Source organism: Streptococcus marmotae (genome assembly GCF_001623565.1).
Lineage (GTDB): Bacteria > Bacillota > Bacilli > Lactobacillales > Streptococcaceae > Streptococcus > Streptococcus marmotae.
The window spans coordinates 2,155,918-2,178,766 of sequence record NZ_CP015196.1 but is presented as its reverse complement, the minus strand read 5'-3'; the positions used below and the strand labels follow the sequence as shown (position 1 = coordinate 2,178,766).

General features: G+C 39.3%; 32 protein-coding genes, 1 other RNA gene and 3 pseudogenes. 30 read left to right on the top strand and 6 right to left on the bottom strand.

Annotated features, from left to right (window positions below; genetic code table 11):
• Nucleotides 1-97: 97 nt before the first annotated feature.
• The 10 genes and pseudogenes from blpZ (at nucleotide 98) to galE (ending at nucleotide 8,361) form a co-directional block, all read left to right on the top strand.
• Nucleotides 98-400: an immunity protein BlpZ gene (gene blpZ, locus A4H00_RS12455; protein ID WP_418080448.1), complete on the top strand. Its 303-nt coding sequence runs from the start codon at nucleotides 98-100 to the stop codon at nucleotides 398-400.
• Between the two features lie 117 nt (nucleotides 401-517).
• Nucleotides 518-790 (top strand): annotated as a pseudogene (locus A4H00_RS12240) (thioredoxin family protein); the annotation flags it as partial.
• 464 nt (nucleotides 791-1,254) lie between these two features.
• Nucleotides 1,255-1,950 (top strand): CPBP family intramembrane glutamic endopeptidase, encoded by a 696-nt coding sequence (locus A4H00_RS10700; RefSeq protein ID WP_067090969.1) that lies wholly within the window; start codon nucleotides 1,255-1,257, stop codon nucleotides 1,948-1,950.
• 684 nt (nucleotides 1,951-2,634) lie between these two features.
• Nucleotides 2,635-2,784, top strand: a complete 150-nt coding sequence (locus tag A4H00_RS11550) for a putative cross-wall-targeting lipoprotein signal domain-containing protein (RefSeq protein WP_157771006.1) — start codon at nucleotides 2,635-2,637, stop codon at nucleotides 2,782-2,784.
• Between the two features lie 373 nt (nucleotides 2,785-3,157).
• Nucleotides 3,158-4,753, top strand: a pseudogene (locus A4H00_RS10690) (ATP-binding cassette domain-containing protein).
• Between the two features lie 495 nt (nucleotides 4,754-5,248).
• Nucleotides 5,249-5,578: pseudogene (locus A4H00_RS10685) on the top strand (NUDIX hydrolase); the annotation flags it as partial.
• Nucleotides 5,579-5,587: 9 nt separating this feature from the next.
• A complete protein-coding gene (locus tag A4H00_RS10680; RefSeq protein WP_067090963.1) occupies nucleotides 5,588-6,379 on the top strand; it encodes a TIGR01457 family HAD-type hydrolase in 792 nt (263 codons plus the stop codon).
• The gene (locus A4H00_RS10675) at nucleotides 6,351-6,998 is read left to right on the top strand and encodes a TIGR01906 family membrane protein (protein WP_067090955.1); all 648 of its coding nucleotides are present in this window, start codon (nucleotides 6,351-6,353) and stop codon (nucleotides 6,996-6,998) included. The genes A4H00_RS10680 and A4H00_RS10675 overlap by 29 nt, the downstream gene beginning before the upstream one ends.
• Before the next feature lie 112 nt (nucleotides 6,999-7,110).
• Complete coding sequence (gene rpsU, locus A4H00_RS10670) at nucleotides 7,111-7,287, top strand: 30S ribosomal protein S21 (RefSeq protein ID WP_000048054.1); 177 nt, start codon at nucleotides 7,111-7,113, stop codon at nucleotides 7,285-7,287.
• Nucleotides 7,288-7,350: 63 nt separating this feature from the next.
• On the top strand, nucleotides 7,351-8,361 hold the full coding sequence (gene galE / locus A4H00_RS10665) for a UDP-glucose 4-epimerase GalE (RefSeq protein WP_067090952.1): 1,011 nt from the start codon (nucleotides 7,351-7,353) through the stop codon (nucleotides 8,359-8,361).
• Nucleotides 8,362-8,423: 62 nt separating this feature from the next.
• Here the strand turns inward: galE and mscL are convergent, their stop codons facing one another.
• Nucleotides 8,424-8,816 (bottom strand): large conductance mechanosensitive channel protein MscL, encoded by a 393-nt coding sequence (gene mscL / locus A4H00_RS10660; RefSeq protein WP_067090949.1) that lies wholly within the window; start codon nucleotides 8,814-8,816, stop codon nucleotides 8,424-8,426.
• A 163-nt stretch (nucleotides 8,817-8,979) separates the two neighbouring features.
• On the opposite strand from mscL, the gene dnaG reads away from it, so the two are divergent.
• The 3 genes from dnaG (at nucleotide 8,980) to A4H00_RS10645 (ending at nucleotide 12,475) form a co-directional block, all read left to right on the top strand.
• Nucleotides 8,980-10,770 (top strand): DNA primase, encoded by a 1,791-nt coding sequence (gene dnaG / locus A4H00_RS10655; protein WP_067090948.1) that lies wholly within the window; start codon nucleotides 8,980-8,982, stop codon nucleotides 10,768-10,770.
• 2 nt (nucleotides 10,771-10,772) lie between these two features.
• Nucleotides 10,773-11,891 (top strand): RNA polymerase sigma factor RpoD, encoded by a 1,119-nt coding sequence (rpoD, locus tag A4H00_RS10650; protein ID WP_067090947.1) that lies wholly within the window; start codon nucleotides 10,773-10,775, stop codon nucleotides 11,889-11,891.
• Nucleotides 11,892-12,151: 260 nt separating this feature from the next.
• A complete protein-coding gene (locus A4H00_RS10645; RefSeq protein ID WP_067090945.1) occupies nucleotides 12,152-12,475 on the top strand; it encodes a metal-sulfur cluster assembly factor in 324 nt (107 codons plus the stop codon).
• Nucleotides 12,476-12,507: 32 nt separating this feature from the next.
• Here A4H00_RS10645 and A4H00_RS10640 read toward each other — a convergent pair whose 3' ends face one another.
• Entirely contained in the window at nucleotides 12,508-13,101 is a 594-nt protein-coding gene (locus A4H00_RS10640; protein WP_067090941.1) for a TVP38/TMEM64 family protein, read from the bottom strand.
• Nucleotides 13,102-13,202: 101 nt separating this feature from the next.
• On the opposite strand from A4H00_RS10640, the gene ssrA reads away from it, so the two are divergent.
• Nucleotides 13,203-13,550, top strand: a transfer-messenger RNA (tmRNA) gene (ssrA, locus tag A4H00_RS10635).
• Nucleotides 13,551-13,688: 138 nt separating this feature from the next.
• Here the strand turns inward: ssrA and A4H00_RS10630 are convergent.
• From A4H00_RS10630 to A4H00_RS10620, 3 genes are all read right to left on the bottom strand, one after another.
• A complete protein-coding gene (locus tag A4H00_RS10630) occupies nucleotides 13,689-14,771 on the bottom strand; it encodes a tyrosine-type recombinase/integrase (RefSeq protein WP_067090937.1) in 1,083 nt (360 codons plus the stop codon).
• 125 nt (nucleotides 14,772-14,896) lie between these two features.
• Nucleotides 14,897-15,751 carry a DNA damage-inducible protein D gene (gene dinD, locus A4H00_RS10625; protein ID WP_067090935.1) on the bottom strand — a complete coding sequence of 285 codons (855 nt, stop codon included), beginning with the start codon at nucleotides 15,749-15,751 and terminating at the stop codon, nucleotides 14,897-14,899.
• A 90-nt stretch (nucleotides 15,752-15,841) separates the two neighbouring features.
• Nucleotides 15,842-16,603 carry a helix-turn-helix domain-containing protein gene (locus A4H00_RS10620; RefSeq protein ID WP_067090933.1) on the bottom strand — a complete coding sequence of 254 codons (762 nt, stop codon included), beginning with the start codon at nucleotides 16,601-16,603 and terminating at the stop codon, nucleotides 15,842-15,844.
• Between the two features lie 770 nt (nucleotides 16,604-17,373).
• On the opposite strand from A4H00_RS10620, the gene A4H00_RS10615 reads away from it, so the two are divergent.
• Together A4H00_RS10615 and A4H00_RS11920 are read left to right on the top strand one after the other, a co-directional pair.
• A complete protein-coding gene (locus A4H00_RS10615) occupies nucleotides 17,374-17,601 on the top strand; it encodes a pathogenicity island protein (protein ID WP_067090931.1) in 228 nt (75 codons plus the stop codon).
• Between the two features lie 127 nt (nucleotides 17,602-17,728).
• The gene (locus tag A4H00_RS11920) at nucleotides 17,729-17,905 is read left to right on the top strand and encodes a hypothetical protein (protein ID WP_157771005.1); all 177 of its coding nucleotides are present in this window, start codon (nucleotides 17,729-17,731) and stop codon (nucleotides 17,903-17,905) included.
• Here A4H00_RS11920 and A4H00_RS12050 read toward each other — a convergent pair.
• Nucleotides 17,891-18,037 carry a hypothetical protein gene (locus tag A4H00_RS12050; protein ID WP_167541363.1) on the bottom strand — a complete coding sequence of 49 codons (147 nt, stop codon included), beginning with the start codon at nucleotides 18,035-18,037 and terminating at the stop codon, nucleotides 17,891-17,893. The two genes, A4H00_RS11920 and A4H00_RS12050, sit on opposite strands and share 15 nt — an antisense overlap.
• A 76-nt stretch (nucleotides 18,038-18,113) precedes the next feature.
• Between A4H00_RS12050 and A4H00_RS11545 the strand changes: the two genes are divergently transcribed.
• The 14 genes from A4H00_RS11545 (at nucleotide 18,114) to A4H00_RS12300 (ending at nucleotide 22,844) form a co-directional block, all read left to right on the top strand.
• The gene (locus A4H00_RS11545) at nucleotides 18,114-18,242 is read left to right on the top strand and encodes a ribbon-helix-helix domain-containing protein (RefSeq protein ID WP_082815638.1); all 129 of its coding nucleotides are present in this window, start codon (nucleotides 18,114-18,116) and stop codon (nucleotides 18,240-18,242) included.
• Between the two features lie 16 nt (nucleotides 18,243-18,258).
• On the top strand, nucleotides 18,259-18,399 hold the full coding sequence (locus tag A4H00_RS11915) for a hypothetical protein (protein WP_157771004.1): 141 nt from the start codon (nucleotides 18,259-18,261) through the stop codon (nucleotides 18,397-18,399).
• Between the two features lie 19 nt (nucleotides 18,400-18,418).
• Nucleotides 18,419-18,676, top strand: a complete 258-nt coding sequence (locus A4H00_RS10610) for a helix-turn-helix domain-containing protein (protein WP_082815637.1) — start codon at nucleotides 18,419-18,421, stop codon at nucleotides 18,674-18,676.
• Nucleotides 18,642-18,839 (top strand): hypothetical protein, encoded by a 198-nt coding sequence (locus A4H00_RS10605; protein WP_067090918.1) that lies wholly within the window; start codon nucleotides 18,642-18,644, stop codon nucleotides 18,837-18,839. Before A4H00_RS10610 ends, A4H00_RS10605 begins: the two co-directional genes overlap by 35 nt.
• 78 nt (nucleotides 18,840-18,917) lie before the next feature.
• The gene (locus A4H00_RS10600; protein WP_067090914.1) at nucleotides 18,918-19,643 is read left to right on the top strand and encodes a phage antirepressor KilAC domain-containing protein; all 726 of its coding nucleotides are present in this window, start codon (nucleotides 18,918-18,920) and stop codon (nucleotides 19,641-19,643) included.
• Between the two features lie 12 nt (nucleotides 19,644-19,655).
• Complete coding sequence (locus A4H00_RS10595) at nucleotides 19,656-19,880, top strand: hypothetical protein (protein ID WP_067090911.1); 225 nt, start codon at nucleotides 19,656-19,658, stop codon at nucleotides 19,878-19,880.
• The gene (locus A4H00_RS12045) at nucleotides 19,873-20,031 is read left to right on the top strand and encodes a hypothetical protein (RefSeq protein WP_167541362.1); all 159 of its coding nucleotides are present in this window, start codon (nucleotides 19,873-19,875) and stop codon (nucleotides 20,029-20,031) included. Before A4H00_RS10595 ends, A4H00_RS12045 begins: the two co-directional genes overlap by 8 nt.
• 63 nt (nucleotides 20,032-20,094) lie before the next feature.
• On the top strand, nucleotides 20,095-20,379 hold the full coding sequence (locus A4H00_RS10590) for a helix-turn-helix domain-containing protein (RefSeq protein WP_067090908.1): 285 nt from the start codon (nucleotides 20,095-20,097) through the stop codon (nucleotides 20,377-20,379).
• Nucleotides 20,379-20,609 carry a hypothetical protein gene (locus tag A4H00_RS10585; protein WP_067090898.1) on the top strand — a complete coding sequence of 77 codons (231 nt, stop codon included), beginning with the start codon at nucleotides 20,379-20,381 and terminating at the stop codon, nucleotides 20,607-20,609. Before A4H00_RS10590 ends, A4H00_RS10585 begins: the two co-directional genes overlap by 1 nt.
• Nucleotides 20,596-20,841: a hypothetical protein gene (locus A4H00_RS10580; RefSeq protein WP_067090894.1), complete on the top strand. Its 246-nt coding sequence runs from the start codon at nucleotides 20,596-20,598 to the stop codon at nucleotides 20,839-20,841. The genes A4H00_RS10585 and A4H00_RS10580 overlap by 14 nt, the downstream gene beginning before the upstream one ends.
• 8 nt (nucleotides 20,842-20,849) lie before the next feature.
• The gene (locus A4H00_RS10575) at nucleotides 20,850-21,722 is read left to right on the top strand and encodes a phage replisome organizer N-terminal domain-containing protein (RefSeq protein WP_082815636.1); all 873 of its coding nucleotides are present in this window, start codon (nucleotides 20,850-20,852) and stop codon (nucleotides 21,720-21,722) included.
• Nucleotides 21,723-21,935: a hypothetical protein gene (locus A4H00_RS10570; RefSeq protein ID WP_067090891.1), complete on the top strand. Its 213-nt coding sequence runs from the start codon at nucleotides 21,723-21,725 to the stop codon at nucleotides 21,933-21,935.
• 348 nt (nucleotides 21,936-22,283) lie between these two features.
• The gene (ssb, locus tag A4H00_RS10560; RefSeq protein WP_067090883.1) at nucleotides 22,284-22,706 is read left to right on the top strand and encodes a single-stranded DNA-binding protein; all 423 of its coding nucleotides are present in this window, start codon (nucleotides 22,284-22,286) and stop codon (nucleotides 22,704-22,706) included.
• Nucleotides 22,707-22,715: 9 nt separating this feature from the next.
• Nucleotides 22,716-22,844, top strand: coding sequence for a hypothetical protein (locus tag A4H00_RS12300; protein ID WP_257721977.1), 129 nt, complete (start codon nucleotides 22,716-22,718; stop codon nucleotides 22,842-22,844).
• Nucleotides 22,845-22,849 lie beyond the last annotated feature (5 nt).

The following is a 22,849-nucleotide window of genomic DNA, read 5'->3' as shown; positions in this document are numbered from 1 at the left end:
TAGAGATTTAATAGATGAGGACGAATACTCTTTTGTGTAAAATATGAGTAGTTGTTTTCCTCTCTTTTATATATATTAAAATTTTACAAAATTAATTATGGTTGAACAAATATCAGAATTAGTTTGGAGGTGCAAGATGTGCAAAATAATCTTTTTTCCAGATTCAGTAATATTAGATCGCCTAACTCCGTACATAATAAAATTTGCTTCAGATGAAGTTGCATCAAATATACTATTGTTGACGACTACAATGGTCGCTATATTTTATTTTATACCTATGCTATCGTTTATCATAATGGTGTGTGGGATACATTGCATACTTATACCATTTATTCTTAGACTATATGTACTCGAAAGATTGTTGATAAAAGAGAAACAAAATAAAGATAGGATTCAGTAAAAAGTAAGATAATAAGTTAAGCATAGAACTGGCTATTTTTAATTGAATTTTATATACTGCAATATAATTAAAAATATGAAATCTATTTAGAAGTATTTTGTAAAATAGTGATCAGCTCACTTTGGTCGTGGGACTTGCTATTATTGCCGTCAATTTTCTCTAGACTTAAAAGAATTTAATCGGATTATTGATAATCGATTGGAGTATTATAATACTGACGGTAAGATTTTAATGATACAGCTAAAGAATTTGTCTTTAAAACAATTGGGATTCCAAGAACACCTACGGTACTGTACCTAAAAAATGGCAAGCCTATTTCTGGTTGGGTTGGTGGAGGAGTGACTCCGCAACAACTTTATGATTATCTTTATCTTGGCAAAGCTCCAGAGCAACCAAATGATAATAAAGATAAAAAAGAGGAACTCAAAAATGAGCTCGATAAACATTCTGAAGAGATAGTCGAGATGTCGGATACCGATAAGAAAAGTGAGAAACAAATGTTCTCCGAAGACAGAGTAGTATCTGATAAACTCGCTACATCAGCTTCTCATCAAATAGCGAGTACAAATCAAAAAATCCAAAGATTGGTATCGACTTCTTTAAATATTGTTCAGTTTTCTAAAGAAGTGATGGAAGTAAGAGAAGAAGTTTCTTTTAATAAGATGGGAACAAAAGGCTGTTCTTCTCAGGTCCTCCCTCTTAGTAACACGTCATTAGAAACGGATAAAAAAGGGATGTTCCTCAAAACAGGTGAGCGATATTTGAATAGTCTATTTTGTTTAGGAGTTGGACTGGACATGTCTTTGGTAGTAATTGGAATAAAATATTTGGGATTAAAGATGGAGGAATAATCAATGCAACGGTTTAAAAATATCATGAAGTTAATCGGTCTCATCATGCTCAGTCTGCTCATCAATATATTTCCCATGAGGCTGATTGGGACGCAAGAAACAACGGCAGAACCGATGAGATGGGGAGCGAGTATCGGGTACTTAATTGTGGCCATATCCATTGTCGTAATAGTTTGGAAACAGTACCAAAAGAAATCGGGTAAGAAAAAATACAGATTTGGCTGGAAAGATTTTGGGATAGCCTTGCTCTTTTACTTAGCCACCCGTGTCGTAGCAATCGGTGGGACAATCCTCACTCAACTGGTTACAGGCAATCAAACATCTGCGAATGATGCGGCCTTGCTTGCAACAAATGAACAGGTGATGAAGATGTTTCCGCTGTATTTCATAGCCTTTCATATTGCAATTGGTGTCTTTGCCCCTATTATGGAAGAATTGATATTTAGAGGTTTTTTCAGTCACTATTTCTTTAAGGAACATCATAAATGGCTGAAGTTGCTTGTTAGCTCTGCTATATTTGCTATCCTACATGTTGTCTATCCGATTGAATTTGTTACCTATTTTGCTCTTGGAGCGATATTTTATCTAGCTTATGCCCGTCGAGGTAATATTGTCGATTCAATTGCTGTTCATCTTCTTAACAATAGTTTGTTAGTTGTTTTTTCTGTGGTGAATTATTTAATCTTAATTTTTATGTAAAAAATAGATATTATTAAGAGGTATCATTTATGATGAAAGAACTTACCGTGAGTCAGTTGACTCATGTTACAGGAGGAGAACTTGAAAATGTCGGGAATTGTCATTGTATTTGCAAGTCTCCTTCCAAACCAAAATTTCGTAAACCGATTCCGATTCCCAAACCGATAGAACCACCAAAGGTAATGATGTAGTTAATCTATTTGGCGATAGAGCAGTTGCTTTATCGTCTTTTGTTATTTTTTGTAAGATAAGCGGTAAAACTCTTGAAAATTTTCACTCTTAATAACGAGGTTAAAAACTGGAGAGTGTTGTGAAAGCTAAATTTCAACTTCAAGTTAGTCAGCGAGTAAAAATTCTCTAGGAGATTTGTAACTCACCATCTTCTTTGGATAGTGGTTAATCCGGTTTTCAATAAATGTGAGTAGTTGCTGAGTAGCGTTTTTACTTTCTTTAGACAAGCAACGCTACAATTATATCTCTCTGAGATGCTTTTGGATATCAGAAGAGTTCTTAAGATTTTTAATGAATAGTCTATGAGGAAATATCAGTTTATTATCCATATTTTATAGGTATTTTTTTGCCTTCTTTTCTGTGATACCAAAATCAAACCTTCTTTTTATGATGAGGAAAAGAGTGACAGCAAGTCTAACTTTATGCAACTCCTAATCAAAAGAAGGAATGTCTATGACCGAACCAAAGGAATCATCATTTTCTTGTCAGTCCATAAAAATAGGAAAGTCTGTCTTTCGTAAAAGTAAGAAGTATCGCCTGCATTGTTCAGTTGCCCTTGGGACAGTGGTTACGGATTTTGTTGCTTGTGTTCCATCAGAATGAAGCCCTAAAATGGTGGTTTGACTTTATACGAACACGACTGATGAAAAAACGTTTATCATGCTAAGCACGTCAAACGCATGAAGAAACTTTTGATTTCAGAAAACTAGATTCATCATGACAAAATCAATCAAAGTGGTATACTATATTATGAGGTGACTACGATGATTGATTTAAAAAGCTATCTTTTCAAAATTGATGTCAGGGCCCAAAAGGATGAAGAGAAAGTTTTCATGTGTACGGCGTGCTATAATGCACCACTTTTGGTATAGAGAATATAATTTTATGATATACTTTTAAAAGGATTATTTGCCGTTCTACGGTGTAATAACGGGCAAAGAAACGATATTAAGTGGGAAAAGTGAGGTTGTATAGGATGCCGAAGAAAATAGTTGAGATTCTTTCAATTGATAAGTTTAATTTGTCATTATCAGCTTTTTTAACCTTTATTGTCTCAGTTGGAGCAGTATATACCGTCTATGCAAGGACAGATATTTTGAATGAGGTGTTGGCTGGAACTGGTCAAGTTTGGTTCAATCTTATTTGGCTTGTTGTTTGCTTAGTTGTTGTTGAAATATTGAGAGCCATATTAAAAATTGTCAATGCCAAGTTAACTCGAAAGTGGAAATTATATCTGGGGAACAGTATTAGTAAGAACATTGAGCGGATGCCATTTGAGAAGTTTTATCAAAAAGAAATAGGCGACCACATGGCAATCTATACTTACCAATTAGAGGTCGTATCCGTCTATTTATTGGAGCCGATAACAGGTTTTGTTAGTTCTGTAGTCTTGTCGGTCATTTCCTTGGTATTTTTAGGTTTGATTAGTTGGAAATTTGTTATTTTTGCTATGTTTTCAACTGTTATGCTATTTTCCATAAGTGGAAAGTTTGGGAAAAAAATCAGCGATGGATATGCTGCATTATCCGTTCGCACAGGGGAATTTTCCGGAAAATTAAAAGAATATTTATCTGCTTATGAGATTTTAAAAAATTTAGGAGTGGCTGACCGGCTGTCAGAACAAATTGAAAGAAGCCAAGAAGCTAAAGAAAATCAACAGTTTCTCATAAGCAAGTATCTGGCATTTGGTGGACTAACTCTACAAAGTGTTGAAAAACTATTTGAAATGTTAATTTTTGCCTTTACTATATTTTTGATTAGTAGAGGAGAGTTACTGATTGGTGCTATTGTTTCGGTTCCAGCTATGCTAGGGATATTTTTACAAGCTGTCGAGCAGTTGGTGGATTTGTACATGAAAATTATCGGTACAAAAGATATGCTAGATACTGTGACAGAAATCTCAGAGACGGTGGAAGAAGACTATCCAACGGTAGAGCGATATGTTGAGTTTGAAAATGTTGGTTTCACTTATGGTTCGAAGCGGATTTTCAATCAGTTGAATTTTCAGTTTGATACTGGAGGGAAGTATGCTTTGGTTGGCAAAAGCGGAAGTGGCAAATCAACCTTGCTTAAGCTATTATTAGGACGTCTTAAACCAACATAAGGTCACATTTGGGTAGACGAAGAAGCATATTCACCGGAGGTAGATGTTGATTTTTCAAATCAAATCGGCTACATCAATCAATCCCTCTTCATTTTCTCAGACTCTATTCGTTACAATATTTGTCTTGGCCAATCATATACAGACGAGCAACTTTGGGAAGTACTTGAAAAAGTTAAAATGGCAGATGTGGTGGCTAAATTGTCACAAGGTTTAGATGAAGTGGTAGGTGAATTTGGAGTAGACTTATCTGGCGGCGAGCAACAACGGCTTGCAATGGCACGGATTTTAATTCGAAAACACCCGATACTACTACTGGATGAAGCAACGTCTGCGATTGATGTAAAAACATCTAGGGTGATTGAACAAGAAATATTAAGCAACCCTGATCTAACTGTCATTATGATCACACATCACTTACAAGAGGAAATAAAACCATTCTTAACAGATGTTCTCAACCTTGATAACTAACAACCATATGGATGTTTGAAATCAAACAGAGGGATATTTAGATGGTAATATTTTCCATGAGACCATCATTTTTCTATAATTTTTAACACATGTTGACAAATTCGCTATATATCGAATATTTTATTTCTTTAATTTTTAAAAGTTACTTCCACAATAATTTTGTTTGAGCAGATGTGGTTTTTCTAGAACAAAGGTGAAATCTTTTCGCTCTAATATTGACAGGAGAAATCTCGAAATAATCAGTAAGTGAGAAGTAACTATGATAGGTATGGATAAACCACATGTAGCTCTTTCACAAGGGCTAACAAGAGCAGTTGTAGAGAGCCGTGTAGAAAAAGTTATTGTAGACTGCCTTGGCTTTTATAAAATCATCTATGAATGATAGATTGATTGGAGGAGACTTGAGTATTCAGGTCTCTTTCTTGATACCAAGATTTGTGTTATAATTTTGAGTGTAAAAATGTAGAAAATAGAATCAACTACTTGATATATGAGGGCTGGTGCGATGTCGATCAATCAACGATGGACAATGTCATCAAAGAAGTACAGGAAGAAGCAGGACTTGAAGTAGAGGTGGAACGATTAGTGGCTATTTTGGATAAGTCAAAGAGCAATCCTAGTCGTTCTGCCCACCATGTGACCAAGATTTTTTACCTATGCCGAAGAGTTGGAGGACAATTTCAAGCCAATTCAGAAACGATTGCAAGTGGCTATTTTGCTTTGGGGGATTTACCTCCCCTGTCTTTGACGAAAAATACAGCCGAACAAATAGCGCTTTGTTTTGAAGCATATCAGGCGGAGCATTGGGAAGCACGATTTGAATGAGGAGATGAGATGACCTATACAGGATATTTGATTGATTTAGACGGTACGATTTATAAGGGAAAAGACCGTATTCCAGCAGGAGAACGATTTGTTCATGCCTTGCAGGAGCGGAATATTCCCTATCTTTTTGTGACCAATAATACCACTCGTCGACCAGAAGTGGTTCAAGCTATGTTACGCGAGCAATTTCATATTGATACACCGCTTGAAACGATTTATACGGCCAGTCTTGCGACAGTGGACTATATGAATCAAATGGGCAAGGAAAAAACGGTCTATGTGATTGGAGAAGAGGGCTTAAAATCAGCTATCTTTGAAGCAGGTTATGTAGAAGACGTCGAAAATCCTGCCTATGTCGTGGTTGGATTGGACACGGATCTGACCTATGAAAAATTAGTTTGCGCCACTTTAGCGATTCAAAAGGGAGCTATCTTTATTGGAACCAATCCCGACTTAAATATTCCAACAGAACGGGGCTTGTTACCGGGGGCAGGTTCTTTAATTGCCTTGCTTGAAGCTGCGACAAGGGTTAAAGCAACCTTTATCGGTAAGCCCCAAGCAATTATTATGGACAATGCCCTGTCCATTTTGGGAACGGAGCGGAGTAAGACCCTCATGGTTGGGGATAATTATTTGACCGACATTCGAGCAGGAATTGATAATGGATTTCCTACTCTCTTGGTCTTGACAGGGTTCACAAAAGCAGAAGAGGTTGCTACCTTACCTGTAGCTCCGACTCATATCTTAAACAGCCTAGATGAATGGAGGTTTGATGAAAACGAAATGTTCACTGATTGCTAGTCTCTTCTTTGTCTTATCAACAGCAGTTGTGGCTACGATTTACCTAGCTTGGCTCCTCTATCCCTTGGAAGTGAAATGGCTGGGGTTAGAACAGGTTGTCTATATGAAAAGTGCGGATATTGGCTATAATTTTACAATCCTTCTGCGCTATTTGACCCTACCTTGGGAGCAAGTCCTAGCCATGCCGAATTTTCCTTCGTCTGCGGATGGATTGCATCATTTTAAGCAAGTCAAGTGGCTCTTTCACCTAGCCCAGGCTATTGTTCTGATTAGTTTGCCTGGTTTTCTTTCATTTTACAAACAGGTAATTAAAAAAGGATATGGAAAATTGTATCGTCCCGTTTTTGTCGTGGCAGCTCTTGTGCCAGTCGTAATTGGAGTGGTTGGTTTCATGATTGGATTTGATCAATTTTTTACACTTTTTCATCAGATACTGTTTGCAGGCGACAGCACTTGGCTCTTTAATCCCAATACGGATCCTGTTATTTATATTTTGCCGGCTGAATTTTTCCTCCATTGCTTCCTACTTTTCTTTGGCTTGTATGAAGGATTCTGTCTTAGCATGATTCTTGCCTGTAAGTCAAAAAGAAAAGCAGGCCAAATCCCAAGTTCACGTTAGCCTCAAAAAGAAAAGTAAGGTAGAGATTGAGAAAAATTCTGCAAACAGCTTGACAAAATAGTGGGATAGAAGTATAATAGTTTAGACTTTGAAATTGAGGGGAGTGAAAATAATGTCAAAAACAGTAGTACGCAAGAACGAATCACTTGATGATGCTCTTCGTCGTTTCAAACGTGCAGTTACGAAAGCTGGTACTCTTCAAGAAACACGCAAACGCGAATTCTACGAAAAACCATCTGTAAAACGTAAACGCAAATCAGAAGCAGCTCGCAAGCGTAAAAAATTCTAACATTTGAAAACAGCTGTAAGGCTGTTTTTTTGTCTAAGCTATACCGATATAAAGGAGTTTATCATGAGTATTTTAGTAACAGGTGGTGCAGGTTACATTGGTAGCCATACTGTTGTCGAATTGTTGAAATTAGGCAAAGAAGTTGTTATTGTGGACAATCTATCCAATTCAAGTTTGTTGGTCTTAGATAGAATCAAGGAAATAACAGGCAAAACTCCGACCTTTTATGAGTTAGACGTAGCAGACAAGGAGGCTCTGCGAACTGTATTTAAGAAGGAAAAGATTGACGCTGCGATTCATTTTGCAGGTTACAAAGCAGTCGGTGAGTCTGTAGCAAAGCCTGTCATGTATTATGAAAACAATATCATGACCACCCTTGCCTTGGTTGAAGTAATGGCTGAGTTCGGTGTGAAAAAAGTAGTTTTTAGCTCAAGCGCAACGGTCTATGGTCTGAATAATCCTTCTCCACTTATCGAAACCATGCCAACTAGCGCGACCAATCCTTACGGCTATACCAAGGTGATGTTGGAGCAGATTTTACGAGATGTAGTCGTGGCAGATGCTGAATGGAGCGTTGCTTTACTCCGCTATTTCAATCCAATTGGAGCCCATGAATCAGGTTTAATTGGTGAAGATCCTGCAGGGATTCCAAACAATCTCATGCCCTTTATTGCGCAAGTAGCTGTTGGAAAACGACCTGAATTAAGCATTTTCGGGAATGACTATGAGACAGTGGATGGAACAGGGGTTCGTGACTATATTCACGTTGTCGACTTGGCAATCGGCCATATTAAGGCTTTGGAAAAAATTGCAGATACCACAGGTGTCTACACGTATAACCTTGGATCCGGTCAAGGCACAAGTGTTTTAGAGCTTGTACAGGCTTTTGAAAAAGTTAATGGTGTGCCAGTACCCTACAAGATTGTTGACCGTCGTCCTGGCGATGTGGCAACCTGCTTTGCCAATGCAGACAAGGCTCTTTTAGAGTTAGACTGGAAAACCGAAAAAACAATCGAAGATATGTGTCGTGACACATGGAATTGGCAATCAAAGAACCCAAATGGGTATGAGTAGTCAGTAATGTGATAGAAAAAGAGTTGGCTAGTTACCAACTCTTTTTCTATATAAGATAAGGCTTATTTATTTTTCAACAAGTCACGGATTTCAGCCAACAATTCTTCTTGGCTTGGTCCAGCAACTTCAGCGGCAGCAGCTTCGTCGGCTGCTTCTTGTTTTTTAGTAAGGCTTTGCGCTTTTTCCATAGCTTTCACGATGAAGAAAAGAACAGTACCAACGATGACAAAGTTGATAACAGCACTCAAGAAACTACCGTAAGCAACGCCATTCCAGCTAAGTTGAGCAATTTTTTCTGCACCAGCAGCTTTCAAAGCTGGGCTCAAGAAAAGTGGAGTAATGACATCTTCAACCAGTGAGCTAATGATGGCTCCAAATGCACCAGCGATGATCACACCGACTGCTAAATCAACAACGTTACCGCGTAGCAAAAATGCTTTTAAATCTTTTAACATATCCTAAATATGTCCTTTCATAAAAAATTAACAGTCTTTATTATAGTCTGAAATGTTTTTTTTTACAAGTAATCTAGCTCGGAAATTTTACATTTTTACATTTTTAGTATAAAATAGAACATGTTATAATAGCTAAAATTCTGCACTGGAAGGAGGTGGCACAATGATTTCAAAAGAAAAAATTAATGAAATCAAACAGGCAGTCAATATTGTCGATGTCATTGGTGAAACCATCTCCTTAACCAAAGCAGGGCGCAATTTTTTGGGGCTGTGCCCCTTTCATGGCGAAAAAACACCGTCCTTTAATGTAGTGGAAGACAAGCAATTTTTTCATTGCTTTGGCTGTGGCAAATCAGGGGATGTTTTTAAATTCATCGAAGAATATCAGGGGATTTCTTTTACTGATAGTGTGCACGTAGTAGCTGAGAAGGCTGGGATTCAGCTGGAACAGCAAACGGTTGTCCCAAAAGAAAGACAGGCACACCCTCATCAAGTTCTCTTTGATATTCACACAGAGGCAGAAAAATTTTATCATGCTCTCTTGATGACGACCAAAATGGGTGCGCAAGCTAGACAGTATTTGCATCAAAGAGGGTTGACAGATGAGGTTATCAAGCACTTTCAGCTTGGGCTTGCACCGCAGGAGCAAAATTATCTGTACAGGCATTTGTCTGGTAAGTTTTCTGAACAAGATTTGCTCGCCTCAGGTTTGTTTAATCCTGCTGATAATAACCTGATTTATGATGCCTTTCAAGGAAGAATTATGTTTCCCTTGACAGATGAGCACGGGCGGGTGCTTGCTTTTTCAGGTCGGATTTGGCAGCAAAAAGATAGTGAAAATAAGCAAGTCGCCAAATATAAAAATAGCAGAAGCACGGCTATTTTTAACAAGAGTTATGAGCTGTATCATTTAGATAAGGCTAAGGCAAGTATCAAGAAGAGTCACGAAGTTTATTTAATGGAAGGCTTCATGGATGTTATCGCAGCTCATCGGGCGGGAATTGACAATGCGGTTGCTTCGATGGGAACAGCCTTGACTAGAGAACACGTTCAGCATTTAGCGAAATTCTGTAAAAAGGTGATTTTGACCTATGATGGAGATGCGGCAGGGCAGGCAGCAACTGCAAAGGCTCTAGAAGAGTTGCAAGCATTTCAAGTAGACATTATCAGCCTGCCTGAGAATTTGGATCCCGATGAGTTTCTTGCGAGAAATTCCAAAGAACACTTGTATCAAGTCTTGGCCAATAGTCGGATTAGTGATGTTGAATTTCTGATTCAGCATCTTAAGCCTGAAAATCCCGATAATTTACAAATGCAGATTGATTTTGTTGATCAAATTGCTCCGATTATTGCGAAGAATAAGTCAATTACAGCACAAAATTCGTATATATATAAGGTGGCGGATATTTTACCTGATTTTGACTATGGTCAGGTCGAAGCTGCGGTCAATCATCTGCGTGTCAATGAGCGACAGGCTAGAAGTCAGATGATTTCATCTAGTCAGCCTCCATTATCATCAATTGGGGCAGAATTACCACGGCAAACACGCTTATCTCGACTAGTACGAGCGGAGAATCATTTATTGTACCGTATGGTAACGCATCTTTATATTCTGAATGATTACCGCTTAAGAGAAGATTTTGCCTTTTTTACACCAGAATTGCAGGTCTTATTTGAATTGTTAAAAGAGCATGGGGAGGTGACTGCTTATGATTTGGCACAGCAAACAGAACAGGTTCAGCGTGCCTGGTATCAGCTATTGGAGGAAAAATTGCCAGAGGAGGTAGGCGCAAACGAACTGGAAGAGCTAGAAAGGCGACGCCAACAGGAACAGCTGAAACGAGAGAATCAGCAGAAATCGCGTGTTATTCGAGAGCAGGTTCATGTTGGAAATACCGAAGCAGCACTTGATGAATTGGCACAACTTATTGCACAGAAAAGAAAAATGGAGTAACTATGACTGTTAAAAAAGAGAAAAAACAAGAAGTAACCACTTTTGATGTTCAAGTTGCGGATTTTATCCGTAACCACAAAAAAGAGGGGACAGTAACGGATGATGCAATCAATGATCAGTTGGTCATTCCGTTCACTTTGGATGCAGATGGGATTGATGACCTATTGCAACGCATCCAAGATGCTGGCATTGCGATTGTTGATAAAAATGGAAATCCGAGTGCGCGTGCTCTCCAAGTTGAGGAAGAACCAGAGTTATCAGACGAAGACTTACTCGGTAGCAATTCTGCTAAGGTAAATGATCCAGTGCGTATGTATTTGAAAGAGATTGGGGTTGTCCCACTCTTAACCAATGAAGAAGAACAAGAATTAGCGCTAGCCGTAGAAGCTGGTGACCCAGAGGCAAAACAACGTCTTGCAGAAGCCAATCTTCGTTTGGTTGTATCCATCGCCAAGCGCTATGTCGGCCGTGGGATGCAATTCTTGGACTTGATTCAGGAAGGAAATATGGGCTTGATGAAAGCTGTTGATAAGTTTGATTACTCAAAAGGATTCAAGTTTTCAACCTATGCAACATGGTGGATTCGCCAAGCTATTACGCGTGCTATTGCTGATCAGGCTCGTACTATTCGTATTCCTGTTCACATGGTTGAAACCATTAATAAATTAGTCCGTGAACAGCGCAATTTATTACAAGAACTAGGCCAAGACCCAACACCAGAGCAGATTGCCGAACGGATGGATATGACTCCTGATAAGGTTCGTGAAATCTTGAAGATTGCCCAGGAACCTGTTTCTCTTGAAACACCGATTGGGGAAGAAGATGATAGCCATCTTGGTGATTTTATCGAGGACGAAGTGATTGAGAATCCAGTTGATTATACAACCCGTGTTGTCCTCCGTGAACAATTGGATGAGGTCTTAGATACTCTAACAGACCGTGAAGAAAACGTTCTGCGCCTGCGTTTCGGACTTGATGACGGGAAAATGCGTACACTAGAAGATGTCGGTAAAGTCTTTAACGTTACCCGTGAACGCATCCGCCAAATCGAAGCCAAAGCCCTCCGCAAACTCCGCCACCCAAGCAGAAGCAAACCATTGCGCGACTTTATTGAGGACTGATACTGCCTACGGATAGGCAGTATCAGCGCCCACCTAGAAATAGGAGAGTGGGCCAGCCTGTTGGAGGTTTTTAACGCCTGCCTAGAAATAGGAGAGTGGGCTAGTCCGGTGGGACTTTTTTAACGCTCGCTTAAAAACTGGAAAGTGAGTTGGTTCGGTGAACCGTTTTATCGCCTGCTTGGACATACGAAAGCAGGCCTACAGATAGGCAATATCAGCGCTCAGCCTACATCAAATATAACATGAGGAGACAGCTATCAATGGCTTATACAGAAGAACAAGTAAAAGAAATTCAGGAACAAATTTTTCATGCGCTAGAAGAAGTCATTGATCCTGAACTAGGAATTGATATTATTAATCTTGGGTTAATTTACGACATTCGCTTTATAGATGGCAAAACAGAGATTGATATGACCTTAACGACGATGGGGTGTCCTTTGGCTGATTTGATTACGGATCAGATCTATGATGTATTGGGGACCATTCCAGAAGTGACAGAAGTGGACGTTCGTCTTGTCTGGTCACCAGCTTGGACAATTCAGAAAATGAGTCGTTATGCACGGATTGCCCTTGGTATCAAATAAAAAGCTTCGTTAGAGGATTTCTAACGAAGCTTTTATTTAAGAAAATGCTGTAGCCACTGGCCACCATAAATCCAGAGGAAACTGTAAGCTACGATGGAAAATGGACGACAAAGAAGAATAATGGTCGTAAATTTACGATAGCTCATACTGGTCAAGCCAGTAATCATAACTAAAACATCAGCCGGAGAGACAGGAGAGAGCATGCAGAGGATAAAAAATAGTTCATAACTTTTCTTGTTGTCAATTTTGCTTGCATATTTATAAAACGTTTCTTCTGACATAAAAAGTAGGCAGAAGGCTTTACCATATTTTCGTGCTAGCCAAAAAAGAATGATGCTTCCAATTGAAATTCCGATATAGTTAATGACGAATCCCCACCAATGGCCAAAGACAAGGAAGCCAACAACAGTTGTAACCCCGCCTGGGATAATTGGAAAAACAACTTGAATAATTTGGATAAAAATATAGGTCAGACTGCCAAAAGCTCCGTGGCTTTTAATCGTATCAGCTAAAACATTTTGGTCATTTAAAATTCCAATCTTATATAACCAAACAACAAGTATGACACTGGCAATCAGAGTGATAATACTAAGGATTTGAAAGGTTTTTTGCCAAAAATTATACATACCTTTATTCTACCATACATTAAGCTATTTCTAAAAATAGAAAACTGAAATCTATTGCTATTTTTTATCTAATCTGGTATACTGATAAGGTACTCTATCAAGGGGTCGTTACGGATTCGACAGGCATTATGAGGCTTGTTCTGCAACTCATCTAGCGGATGTAAAACGCCAGTTAAATATAACTGCAAAAAATACAAATTCTTACGCATTAGCAGCTTAATAACCTGCCTGCGTGACTAGTAGTGGATTGCTTGTGTCTGCTGTCTGGTCTTAAATGAGCAAGCTACGTTAGAATTGTGTCAGTAAATTCTAAAAGAGATAGACTGAATCGCTTGTCTGGGGCTTGAGTTATGTGTCCTATCCAAGTTAAATCAAGACATAACCTATGGTTGTAGGCGAATAAGTTAGCAGGTGTTTGGACGTGGGTTCGACTCCCACCGGCTCCATTATATATTTTTATTCTTTCTTAAAAGTTTGTAAAACGTTGATTTAACAGCGTTTTTTAATTTTTCTTTTTTAGTTGTTTTTAATGTTTTTTGAAAAAGGCAGACCCAAAAACAGACCCTTTTTTGAAAAGAGTCTGCTTTTTAGAAATCGATATAGTTTGAGAATTTTTCTCCGATGTCGTCTTTAGCTTGTTTGGTGATATGGGTATAGATGTTCATCGTTGTTTTTAGGTCAGAGTGTCCTAGTCGATATTGGACTTGTTTTAGGGTCATTCCTGCTTCAAAGCAGAGGCTGGCATGTGTATGTCTGAATTGGTGGATTGTTATTGGCCGTAGTGGTGTTCCTTTGAGAATTTGTAAGAGCCATTTTCTAGGTAGGGAGCTGGAGAGGTGACTGCCGTTTTCTGATTCGAACATGAATTTGGTGTGGGGGAATTGCTTTTTTAGCTTGAGGAGGATTTCTTTCGTCTGCTTATCGATACTGACAAGGCGATTGCTGCTTGCTGTTTTTGTGAGGCCTATTTCTTCGCCCCCAAATCCTCGTGTAATGGCTTTTTTGATTTGGATGGTATCTTCTATCAGGTCTTCCCATTGGAGGGCTAAAAGCTCTCCTTTTCTCATTCCTGTGAAGGCTAGTAGACGGAAAAGGGCAATCTTTTCTATATCCTGTGTTTTCTCAACATAGGAGAGAAAGGTTTTTAATTCTTCTTTGTCATAAAAATCGATGTCGTCTTCTGTCCGTTTTTTGGCAGGAGTTATAACGCTGTCCATAGGGTTTCTATCTAAGTAGCCGTAGCGGATCGCATACTTGAAGATGTTGGAGGCTAGTCCTTTGAGTTTTCGGCCGTGGACTAGCTTTTTCATCCATGAGTTGAGATGTTCCTGCATTTGTAATGGTGTGATGTCTGTTACTTTTTCTGATCCAATGGCTGGCAGGATATGGTTTTTCATCATTCGTTCGGTCTTGAGATAGGTGCTTTCTTGGACGGTTTCATAGTATTCTTTCAGCCATTTTTTACTGATTTCTTCAACGGTGATGTCTTTTTTGCTTTCAGAAGCATGTTCCAGTTCTTCTTGAAGTTGGAGAAGTGCGCTTCTGGCTTTACCCTTTGTTGGAAATCCCTGGCGCTTGATGTATTTATCTTTTCCGTTTTCTTTTCCAACGTAGACACGGAAACCATAAGCAGTAGTGCCGTTTTTCTTTTTATAGGACTTTATTTCCATTGCTTTTTTCCTCATTTCTTGATAAAATGGGTATAGTAAAGAGGGCTTTTTAATGCCTGCTTACTATCCGATTACTTTTTTCTCCTCACACTCAGACTTGGCGGTTGAGAGTGTGGGGAGTTTTTTTAATATAAATTTTTATTTGGCAATTTCTTTTGTTGTAAGGCTTTTTCTTGTGTTTTTGTTCTCCGTTCTATTTTTTTGTAATCTTCTGACGGAGGTAAGTTTTCAGGCTGGATACCTCTTTCGTTCAACATATTCCTGATGGTTGTATTATTTTGAACGTGCTCGGAAGTGATGTCTTTTTCCCCAAAGAGATTGTTTTGCTCAACGTTATAATTTGTCATTTCAGTAGCTAGGTTCTTCGCTGCAATAGTTAGCGTCGGTAAGAAGTCAGCTAGTGGCCTATTTTCTTTTATTCCTAATCGCTCTTTCATTCCTTTAGTTGAGATCCCTCCAAAAAGTGCTTTATCTCCTTTGGAACGAATGCGACCAAATCCTTTGTCGTCTACGCCTCTTTCATAGATATTTTGAGAGAGGCGTTTTTCGGACTCTTTTAGTCTATTTCTAGCTTTGGATCGTTCAATAAAAGAGATTCGCTCACTTATCAATTCTTGCTTTCTGGTTTGGACAGCGAAATAGCTTTGAGCGAAAGCAATCTCTTCTTTTTTGGGGTCTCCATTCATAGCGATAAGGTAGCAGGCGTATCGTGTCAGCATATAATCTTGAATGGGGCGCTCAGCCCCACTGCCCAGTGAGACCATTTTCGTGACTTCACGAAAATGGTTTGATATTTCTATATCGCTAGAATCTATGGAGTTTAGACTCCGTTCGATTGCTCTATGGAAATTCTCCCAGCGTTGATAGCCAAGAATTGGCATAATATCTCTAGCATACCAATATTCAATATCAGTATTAGGGACAATCTTTAAAAGGTGGTCAAAATTTTGCATGAATTGTTGTATTTTGTTCTGTTCCAAATTTTATCCTCCTAAGACCTATCTTTCCATCGGTTTGAAACTGCCGATGACTTTTCCGATGATGCGTGTTCTTCCAACATTGAAGATGCTTTAACTTTCCCTATAAACATCCACCACTTCGCCGATGGTTCGGATTTCATCATCTGGTGTGAGTTGGATGTCGTCATAATCTGGGTTGAGGGATTGGAGGTAGCCGTCTTTGAGTTTTTTGACGTAGTTTTCGCCGTTGACTTGGAAGATGCCGATGGTGTTGATGTCTACTTGGGCAGTGTGCTTGATAAAGAGAAAGTCGCCGTTTTTTATCTTTGGCTCCATGGAGTGGCCAACGACAATGGCGATGGTGTCGTAGTCGTCATCGTCTGGGATGTCGTCTTCGTAGAAGGATACGATGGTATCGTAGTCATCTTCTTGCCAATAGCCTGTACCTGCTGAAACTTTACCTGGTGCAGATTTTTCAACGCGTTTTCGGACTTCGTACTCCAGTTTTTTCTCAGAGATAGAAACAACCTTGCGATTTTCTTTTTCTTGCTCCTCTAATTGCTCCGTAGCGTAGCCTAGCACGTTTTCTTGGCGTTCAGGGTGTAATTGTACCACCTTGTCATTTATCGCCTGTACGGTGCCATTTTTTGCGTCTGGGGAGGCGGTGGAGGGTTTAGATAAATCGAATAAATCTTGAGGAGATACTCCGAGAGCCTCGGCGTATTTTCTTATATCAATTTCATCAAGGTTTCTATTTCCGTTTTCGTGATTGGAAATAGTATTCTGCTTAAAACCTGTAAGTTTTGCTAACTCAGTCTGAGTCATTTTTTTAGATTTTCTAATTGTTTTGATAGTATTACCGAGAATATTCATTGTATATCCTCCTTTCACTACCTATTATAACACCATGAGATAAAAAAATAAATAAAAAAATCTCAAAAAGTGATAAAAAACTGTTGACTTATATCTCAAAACGAGATATAATAGTTACATAAGGTTGAGGGAGGTGATAACTTGCGATACCGAAAACCTTACAAGACGGAAATTCACATCCATCTTGAAAAAGAAAAAGGCTCCTACAAAAAGGAGCTGGGAGTAGCAGTCGCTACAGCGATCATCACAAAGCTAATCGATTGGCTACTCGGTTAAGAGACGGGGCGAAAGCCCCATCGCTTAACTATCATTATAGCATAGAAAGGAGATAGAGACAATGAAAAACAAAAAAGATGACATTCTTTACTGGGTGATTATTCTTTTAATTGCTACTGGCACTGCCACTATTGTTAATATCATCTGGAAATTGCTAGGTCTTTAGTTTTTAGGTATCATCAAAAATAATTGACAACATCATTCATATGTGGGATAATATAGGGGAAGAGAGAAATGTTAGCACATGGTGCCAACAGAAAGCCCCTAGTACCGCAAATACTAAGGGCTTTTTTCTGTACTAGATAGCACTAGTTATCTTTGTCAACAAACCGATCTAGTAAACGGTTAACTATCCAACTGACAATACTGTCAAAGATAGCTGTTGCAAGAATGATGAGAAATGTTAGCAACATTTTCTATACCTCCTTTCCAAGGCGGTATCGTTAGTGCCAACTGTATTATACCATATCTGGAAAAGAAAGGAGTGAGGTTTATTGAACAAAAAGGAGACCGTCAAAGAAAAATTTTTAGTTCCCAAGGTCAAGTTGCGACAGGAGCGTCTTTCGCGAGAATTGACGACAACTTTTATGGCTGATTTAATCGGATTGAAAAACCGTAGACAATATGAGCTAAAAGAAAAAGGGGAAGCTCCTTTTAAAGATTACGAAATAGCAGTGATTTCTCAGTATTTTAAAATACCAGAGAATGAACTGTTTTTCTAAAAAAACATATATCTCAAAATGAGATATGAAAAATAGTCAAAAATAGTCAAACTTTATACAATACTTGTATAAAATCTCTTGACATTCTTCAAGAGATTTAACACCTAAGGGTAGAAAGGAGGATGCTATGAAGTTTAGTGGAATTGTAACGATAGATGAAGGCATTTCTTTTGCGAATGGCGAGTTAAGGGAACTGTCTGAGGATGTCAAAAAACTCTTCCCGGATGATGATATGATAGAAGTCATAGAAGACGGGAAGAGTTATATCTTGAACAAAAACTATATTATTTTACTTACGTTTTGAGGATTTGCCTTTGGCCTGTGATAAGGCGCTTCCAGCGATAGATTTTGTTCTGGCAGATGAACGTCCATCTCGTAAGGCTTTGCTTGCTTGACGAGCGACTTTAGCAGAAGTTTGTTTGGTGTTCTTTGCCATAAGTATTCCTCCTTTCGATGTTGATAAGGCTATTGTATCACAAGGGGGATTTGCAGTAAGAAAAAAGGAGTAAACCATGAAGTTTATACACGTTCAGTTGTCACCGCCTCTAAAAGAGCGACTAGAAGAGCGATGCAAGCGTTTGGGCTTGTCCATGTCGGCTTTTGTTCGCTTGGCGGTGGTGGAGAAGCTGGAGAGGGAGTAGGAAAGGAGAGATGGAGATGAGACCTAATAAATATCCCTATAGCAAAAAAGAACCTGCTAAAAAGCAAGTTCAGGACGTTATTACCTGTGTAGGTAATACTACAGTTACCGCAAATGCTAACGGCGTAGAGTTGAAAGCGCCTAAAATTATTGTATAGGCGTCTAGGAGGAAGTGTTATGTGGCAGAGAATCAAGCGAATTATGGATGAAAAAGGTATGACGATGTATGCCGTTAGTAAGAAAGCTGGTATCAATCAGAATGTATTGATTGATTTGAAAGCTGGTCGGAGTAAACGCATTTATTATGACAATATGGTGAAAATCGCTGAAGCGTTAGATGTCAGTTTGGACGAATTTAGAAAACAAAAAGCTACGACTTACATTGGAAAGAGAGTAAGAGATGAAAAATATTGCAGAAAAGGTCATCAGGCTTGAGGGCGATGCGTATGAATTTGTTGTTGATTTTGCTATCAAATATGATTTGAAAATCAGTGAGGCGGCAAGTGTTATGCTTCGGTATTGTGCTACCAAAGATTTGAAGGTTATACGAAAACAAACGGAAGTGGTTGAAAATGTCATAACGGCTACTGATAGTTAGAGGGGGAAGTAAAAATGAGTCAGCGACATAAAAAATGGATTCAGCTTGATGATGGCTGGATAAGATTGGAGGACTGATGTGACAGAGCTTATAAATATTAACTTAAACGAGCAACAAGAACCAGTTGTGTCTGGTCGGCAGTTGCATGAGGTTCTAGGCGTTAAAACACCCTATTCAATGTGGTTTGACAGAATGGTAGAGTATGGCTTTACCGAAAATCAAGATTTTTTGCTTAACAATTTTGTGAAGCAAACAGGACGAGGCGGACACAATAAGGTTGATCACATCATCAAATTAGATATGGCTAAAGAAATCGCCATGATCCAACGTACCGAAAAAGGTAAGCGGGTTCGCCAGTATTTTATCCAAGTAGAAAAGGATTTCAATAGTCCGGAAAAAATCATGGCAAGAGCCTTACTCATGGCAGACAAGAAAGTCCATCAGCTAGAAGCGCAGATTGAAGCAGATAGACCAAAAGTGCTGTTTGCAGAGGCAGTAGAAGCTAGTGATACATCTATTCTGATTGGGGATTTTGCGAAAATATTGCGACAGAATGGTTATAATATCGGACAGAATCGGTTGTTTGCTTGGCTACGTGACAATGGCTTCTTGATGCGCAAAAAGGGCGAAAGCTACAATATGCCAACGCAACGAAGTATGGATATGAAGCTGTTTGAAGTCAAAGAGCGCACTCATCATGAGCCGAACGGCAGCATTCGTATCAGTAAGACAACTAAGATGACTGGTAAGGGTCAGACTTACTTTATCGAGAAGTTTTTGAGCCGTGATATAGCAGTGGTGTAGAAAGGAATACACATGGAAAATAAGAAAAAAACGATAGCAGGAATTATCGAAAAACATTTTGAACAGTTGATCGAAGATATTCTAGCTCATTCCGAGACTTATCAGGAAGCTATATCAAGTGTATGGGATACATATGCTAATATCAAAGAAATAGGAGCGTTAGAGAGAATTATCCGAGAGAATATTCGGCAACGCTCATTAAATCAAATAATAAAACCTAGGAGTGATTATGACTGAACTAGATTACAAGCAACGTTTGCTAGTTAATAACTGGCAGAGGAAATATCATCGTCTCAGCAGTGTCTTTATCGACAGTCTGGTCGGTTTGACAGCATGGGAGACGATACTTGCGTTAGGAGACGTAAGAAAGCAACTAGAAAAAGCCTGACGGCAATCAGGCTCAAAAAAACATATTTACTTGATTATAACATGAAAAGAAGGGAGTTTCAAGATGATTGCAGAAATTTTTGGACAATCATTTAAGGATGAGCTTTTTAGGGAGTTTGTAGAGTTGCACAAGGAAGCATACAGACAAGCCAAAAAAGAGGTTAGCCATGAAACAGTGTGGGTAACAATAGACGAATTACAAAAGAAAACTGGCTGGGGGCGTTCTACTTTGGAAAACTGGCGTGACCAGAAGAAATTTCGCTACATGCAAAAGACGAAAGGTGGTAAATACCTTTATGACTTGGCGGATGTTAACCGATTTTTGAGACAGAATAGTAAGGGGAAATAATGACATTTACTGAAAAATTAAAGAATTATTTTGGATTGGATGCGGTTGAAGAAGAACAACCAACCATCGTTTCAACAGATGATAAGCGGTGGAAGCAGATTGCGCAGGAAAAGCACGAGGAGGCTATCTTGTATCAAGAGTTGTACAACGAAGTGATGCATGAGAATCATCGTTTGAGAAAGACGCTTCAGGTATTTGAGGAGATGAGAAAGGCGGATGAGTATGCTTAGTGAATTGCTAGGAGGAATCAGTGTTGCGGCGCTCTTGCTTGTGCTGTATATGTTTGAAGCGCTCAAGGATATGATCCGTGAGGAGAGAGCACGTAAGAGGCATCAGGAGTATCTGCGTATACAGCGTGAGAAAGAGGAGTACGCTTTGGCTGTTCTTACTGCTTATCAGGCAGAGAAGCGAGAAAGAGCGCGTCAATCACTCAGTAGCTGGCAAGGGATTGACTTTGGATAGGAGGGTGTATGGCTAGTGAAATCAAGTGGATTAAAATTGTGACGGATATTTTTGATGATGAAAAAATTCTGCTGATCGAATCATTGCCAGAAGCGGATACGATTCTTGTCATTTGGTTCAAATTGCTTACGCTAGCTGGGAAGCAGAATTACAGCGGAGTGCTGTTGATGAATGACAGGGTGCACTATACAGATGAAATGCTTACAACCATTTTCAGGCGTCCGTTTAACACGGTAAAATTGGCTTTGTCTACGTTTGAGCAGTTTGGAATGATTGAGATTATCAATAATGCGATTACCATTCCAAATTGGGAGAAACATCAAAATATTGATGGGATGGATAAGGTTAGGGAAAGCACTCGTAAGAGGGTGGCACTGCATAGAGAACGTCAAAAAATGCTGGCAAATGGTAACGTTACATGTAACGTTACAGTAACGCATGGTAACGCACTAGATAAAGAGAAAGATAAAGATAAAGAAGAAGATATAAATAATAAATGTCCTTTTCAGGACATCATTGCTTATCTTAATTCTGCTGTCAATAAAAACTATCGTGCCACTAGCAATAATACCAAAAAGCTGATACAGGCTCGTTGGAAGGAAGGCTATACTCTAGAGGATTTCAAAAAAGTCATTGATAACAAGGTTGCTGACTGGAAAGGGACGGAGTGGGAGAAATATTTGCAACCCTCTACGCTTTTTCGAGAGAGTAACTTTGACAAGTATCTGAATCAAACCATCAGCCCGTCTGCTAAAAGTCCAAAAACGAATGTGCCAGAGTGGAGCAACAATCCAATCAAGACAGAGCAGACCGCGGAGGGTCAGGCGAAGATGAGAGCACTATTTGATGAACTGGCGGAGATGGAGAAAGGAGATACCTAGGTGTTTATTTTAAAACATGGTATGAGGCAGGATAAGCCTTATCTGCATCATGCAGAGTTTAAGTGTACTGGGATTGACTTGTCTTATTGCGAAGAACCTCGAAAAGCGATGAAGTTTGCTTCTAGGGCTGTTGCGATTATGGTATCAAGGGCATTGGTGGCCTATGGGAATTTTTATCCGATTGAGGAGGAAGGTCTTGAGCGGACTGGATAAATTGTTTGCGATGCAGTCGTGGTCATGGGCTAATGATTGTCATTTGCGCATGTCGGAGAAGGTCAGATTGATGTCTTTATCTGATCAGGAATTTAAAGATGAGCTGGAGAGAATGGCTCGAGAGATAAAAGAAAGCAGGTATGTGAACGATGAGTAGCGGCATATGGCATGGACGGAGGCATTTTCTCAAAGAGAGATGTATAGCCATATTTTTAGACGATATATTGTTTTTATCAGATGATGATTTGCAAATTGACGAAAGTGGGGAGGGCATACGTACGGTTTTTGATTTACCACGGGGAGAAGCAGTCAGTTTAGCAAGATGGATTTTAGAACAGGAGAATGAAGATGATTAACAACGTAGTTTTAGTTGGTCGGATGACGAGAGATGCGGAGTTGAGCTACACTCAGTCCAATCAAGCGGTTGCGACATTTACGCTTGCGGTGAATCGCAATTTCAAGAATCAGAATGGCGAGCGAGAGGCGGATTTTGTCAATTGCGTCATCTGGCGGCAGCAGGCTGAGAATTTGGCCAATTGGGCTAAGAAGGGGGCTTTAATTGGAGTCACGGGTCGGATTCAGACACGGAACTATGAAAATCAGCAGGGGCAACGTGTCTATGTGACAGAAGTGATTGCGGATAGTTTTCAGTTGCTAGAAAGCAAGTCGAAAGAAAATAAGGCGGCAAATCAGGCTTCGATGGAACAACATGCACCACACTTTGGACCAGCTAGTCCAGTGGATGTGTCAGAAGATGATTTTCCGTTTTAGGAGGTAGAGATGTCAAAAGGAATTTTCACAGGGATAAAAATTACAAGTTCATCAGATCTTACGGATGCGACGATTGATGTCAGTGGTGTGCGGGCTTTAGAAAAAACATTGGGGGTATATTCGTTATTTGGAGGATGAAAACA

Coding starts and splice junctions, on each gene's coding strand:
- rpoD (WP_067090947.1), top strand. CDS start 10,773: ATGACTGTTAAAAAAGAGAAAAAACAAGAAGTAACCACTTTTGATGTT.
- rpsU (WP_000048054.1), top strand. CDS start 7,111: ATGTCAAAAACAGTAGTACGCAAGAACGAATCACTTGATGATGCTCTT.
- A4H00_RS10575 (WP_082815636.1), top strand. CDS start 20,850: ATGGCTAGTGAAATCAAGTGGATTAAAATTGTGACGGATATTTTTGAT.
- A4H00_RS11920 (WP_157771005.1), top strand. CDS start 17,729: ATGAAGTTTAGTGGAATTGTAACGATAGATGAAGGCATTTCTTTTGCG.
- mscL (WP_067090949.1), bottom strand. CDS start 8,816: ATGTTAAAAGATTTAAAAGCATTTTTGCTACGCGGTAACGTTGTTGAT.
- dnaG (WP_067090948.1), top strand. CDS start 8,980: ATGATTTCAAAAGAAAAAATTAATGAAATCAAACAGGCAGTCAATATT.
- A4H00_RS10605 (WP_067090918.1), top strand. CDS start 18,642: ATGAAAAATATTGCAGAAAAGGTCATCAGGCTTGAGGGCGATGCGTAT.
- A4H00_RS10675 (WP_067090955.1), top strand. CDS start 6,351: ATGAAAACGAAATGTTCACTGATTGCTAGTCTCTTCTTTGTCTTATCA.
- A4H00_RS12050 (WP_167541363.1), bottom strand. CDS start 18,037: ATGGCAAAGAACACCAAACAAACTTCTGCTAAAGTCGCTCGTCAAGCA.
- A4H00_RS12300 (WP_257721977.1), top strand. CDS start 22,716: ATGTCAAAAGGAATTTTCACAGGGATAAAAATTACAAGTTCATCAGAT.
- A4H00_RS10630 (WP_067090937.1), bottom strand. CDS start 14,771: ATGGAAATAAAGTCCTATAAAAAGAAAAACGGCACTACTGCTTATGGT.
- A4H00_RS10640 (WP_067090941.1), bottom strand. CDS start 13,101: ATGTATAATTTTTGGCAAAAAACCTTTCAAATCCTTAGTATTATCACT.
- A4H00_RS10585 (WP_067090898.1), top strand. CDS start 20,379: ATGACATTTACTGAAAAATTAAAGAATTATTTTGGATTGGATGCGGTT.
- A4H00_RS10595 (WP_067090911.1), top strand. CDS start 19,656: ATGGAAAATAAGAAAAAAACGATAGCAGGAATTATCGAAAAACATTTT.
- A4H00_RS10700 (WP_067090969.1), top strand. CDS start 1,255: ATGCAACGGTTTAAAAATATCATGAAGTTAATCGGTCTCATCATGCTC.
- A4H00_RS10645 (WP_067090945.1), top strand. CDS start 12,152: ATGGCTTATACAGAAGAACAAGTAAAAGAAATTCAGGAACAAATTTTT.
- blpZ (WP_418080448.1), top strand. CDS start 98: ATGGTTGAACAAATATCAGAATTAGTTTGGAGGTGCAAGATGTGCAAA.
- A4H00_RS10590 (WP_067090908.1), top strand. CDS start 20,095: ATGATTGCAGAAATTTTTGGACAATCATTTAAGGATGAGCTTTTTAGG.
- A4H00_RS11550 (WP_157771006.1), top strand. CDS start 2,635: ATGACCGAACCAAAGGAATCATCATTTTCTTGTCAGTCCATAAAAATA.
- A4H00_RS10620 (WP_067090933.1), bottom strand. CDS start 16,603: ATGAATATTCTCGGTAATACTATCAAAACAATTAGAAAATCTAAAAAA.
- galE (WP_067090952.1), top strand. CDS start 7,351: ATGAGTATTTTAGTAACAGGTGGTGCAGGTTACATTGGTAGCCATACT.
- A4H00_RS11915 (WP_157771004.1), top strand. CDS start 18,259: ATGAGACCTAATAAATATCCCTATAGCAAAAAAGAACCTGCTAAAAAG.
- A4H00_RS12045 (WP_167541362.1), top strand. CDS start 19,873: ATGACTGAACTAGATTACAAGCAACGTTTGCTAGTTAATAACTGGCAG.
- A4H00_RS10610 (WP_082815637.1), top strand. CDS start 18,419: ATGTGGCAGAGAATCAAGCGAATTATGGATGAAAAAGGTATGACGATG.
- A4H00_RS11545 (WP_082815638.1), top strand. CDS start 18,114: ATGAAGTTTATACACGTTCAGTTGTCACCGCCTCTAAAAGAGCGACTA.
- ssb (WP_067090883.1), top strand. CDS start 22,284: ATGATTAACAACGTAGTTTTAGTTGGTCGGATGACGAGAGATGCGGAG.
- A4H00_RS10680 (WP_067090963.1), top strand. CDS start 5,588: ATGACCTATACAGGATATTTGATTGATTTAGACGGTACGATTTATAAG.
- A4H00_RS10580 (WP_067090894.1), top strand. CDS start 20,596: ATGAGTATGCTTAGTGAATTGCTAGGAGGAATCAGTGTTGCGGCGCTC.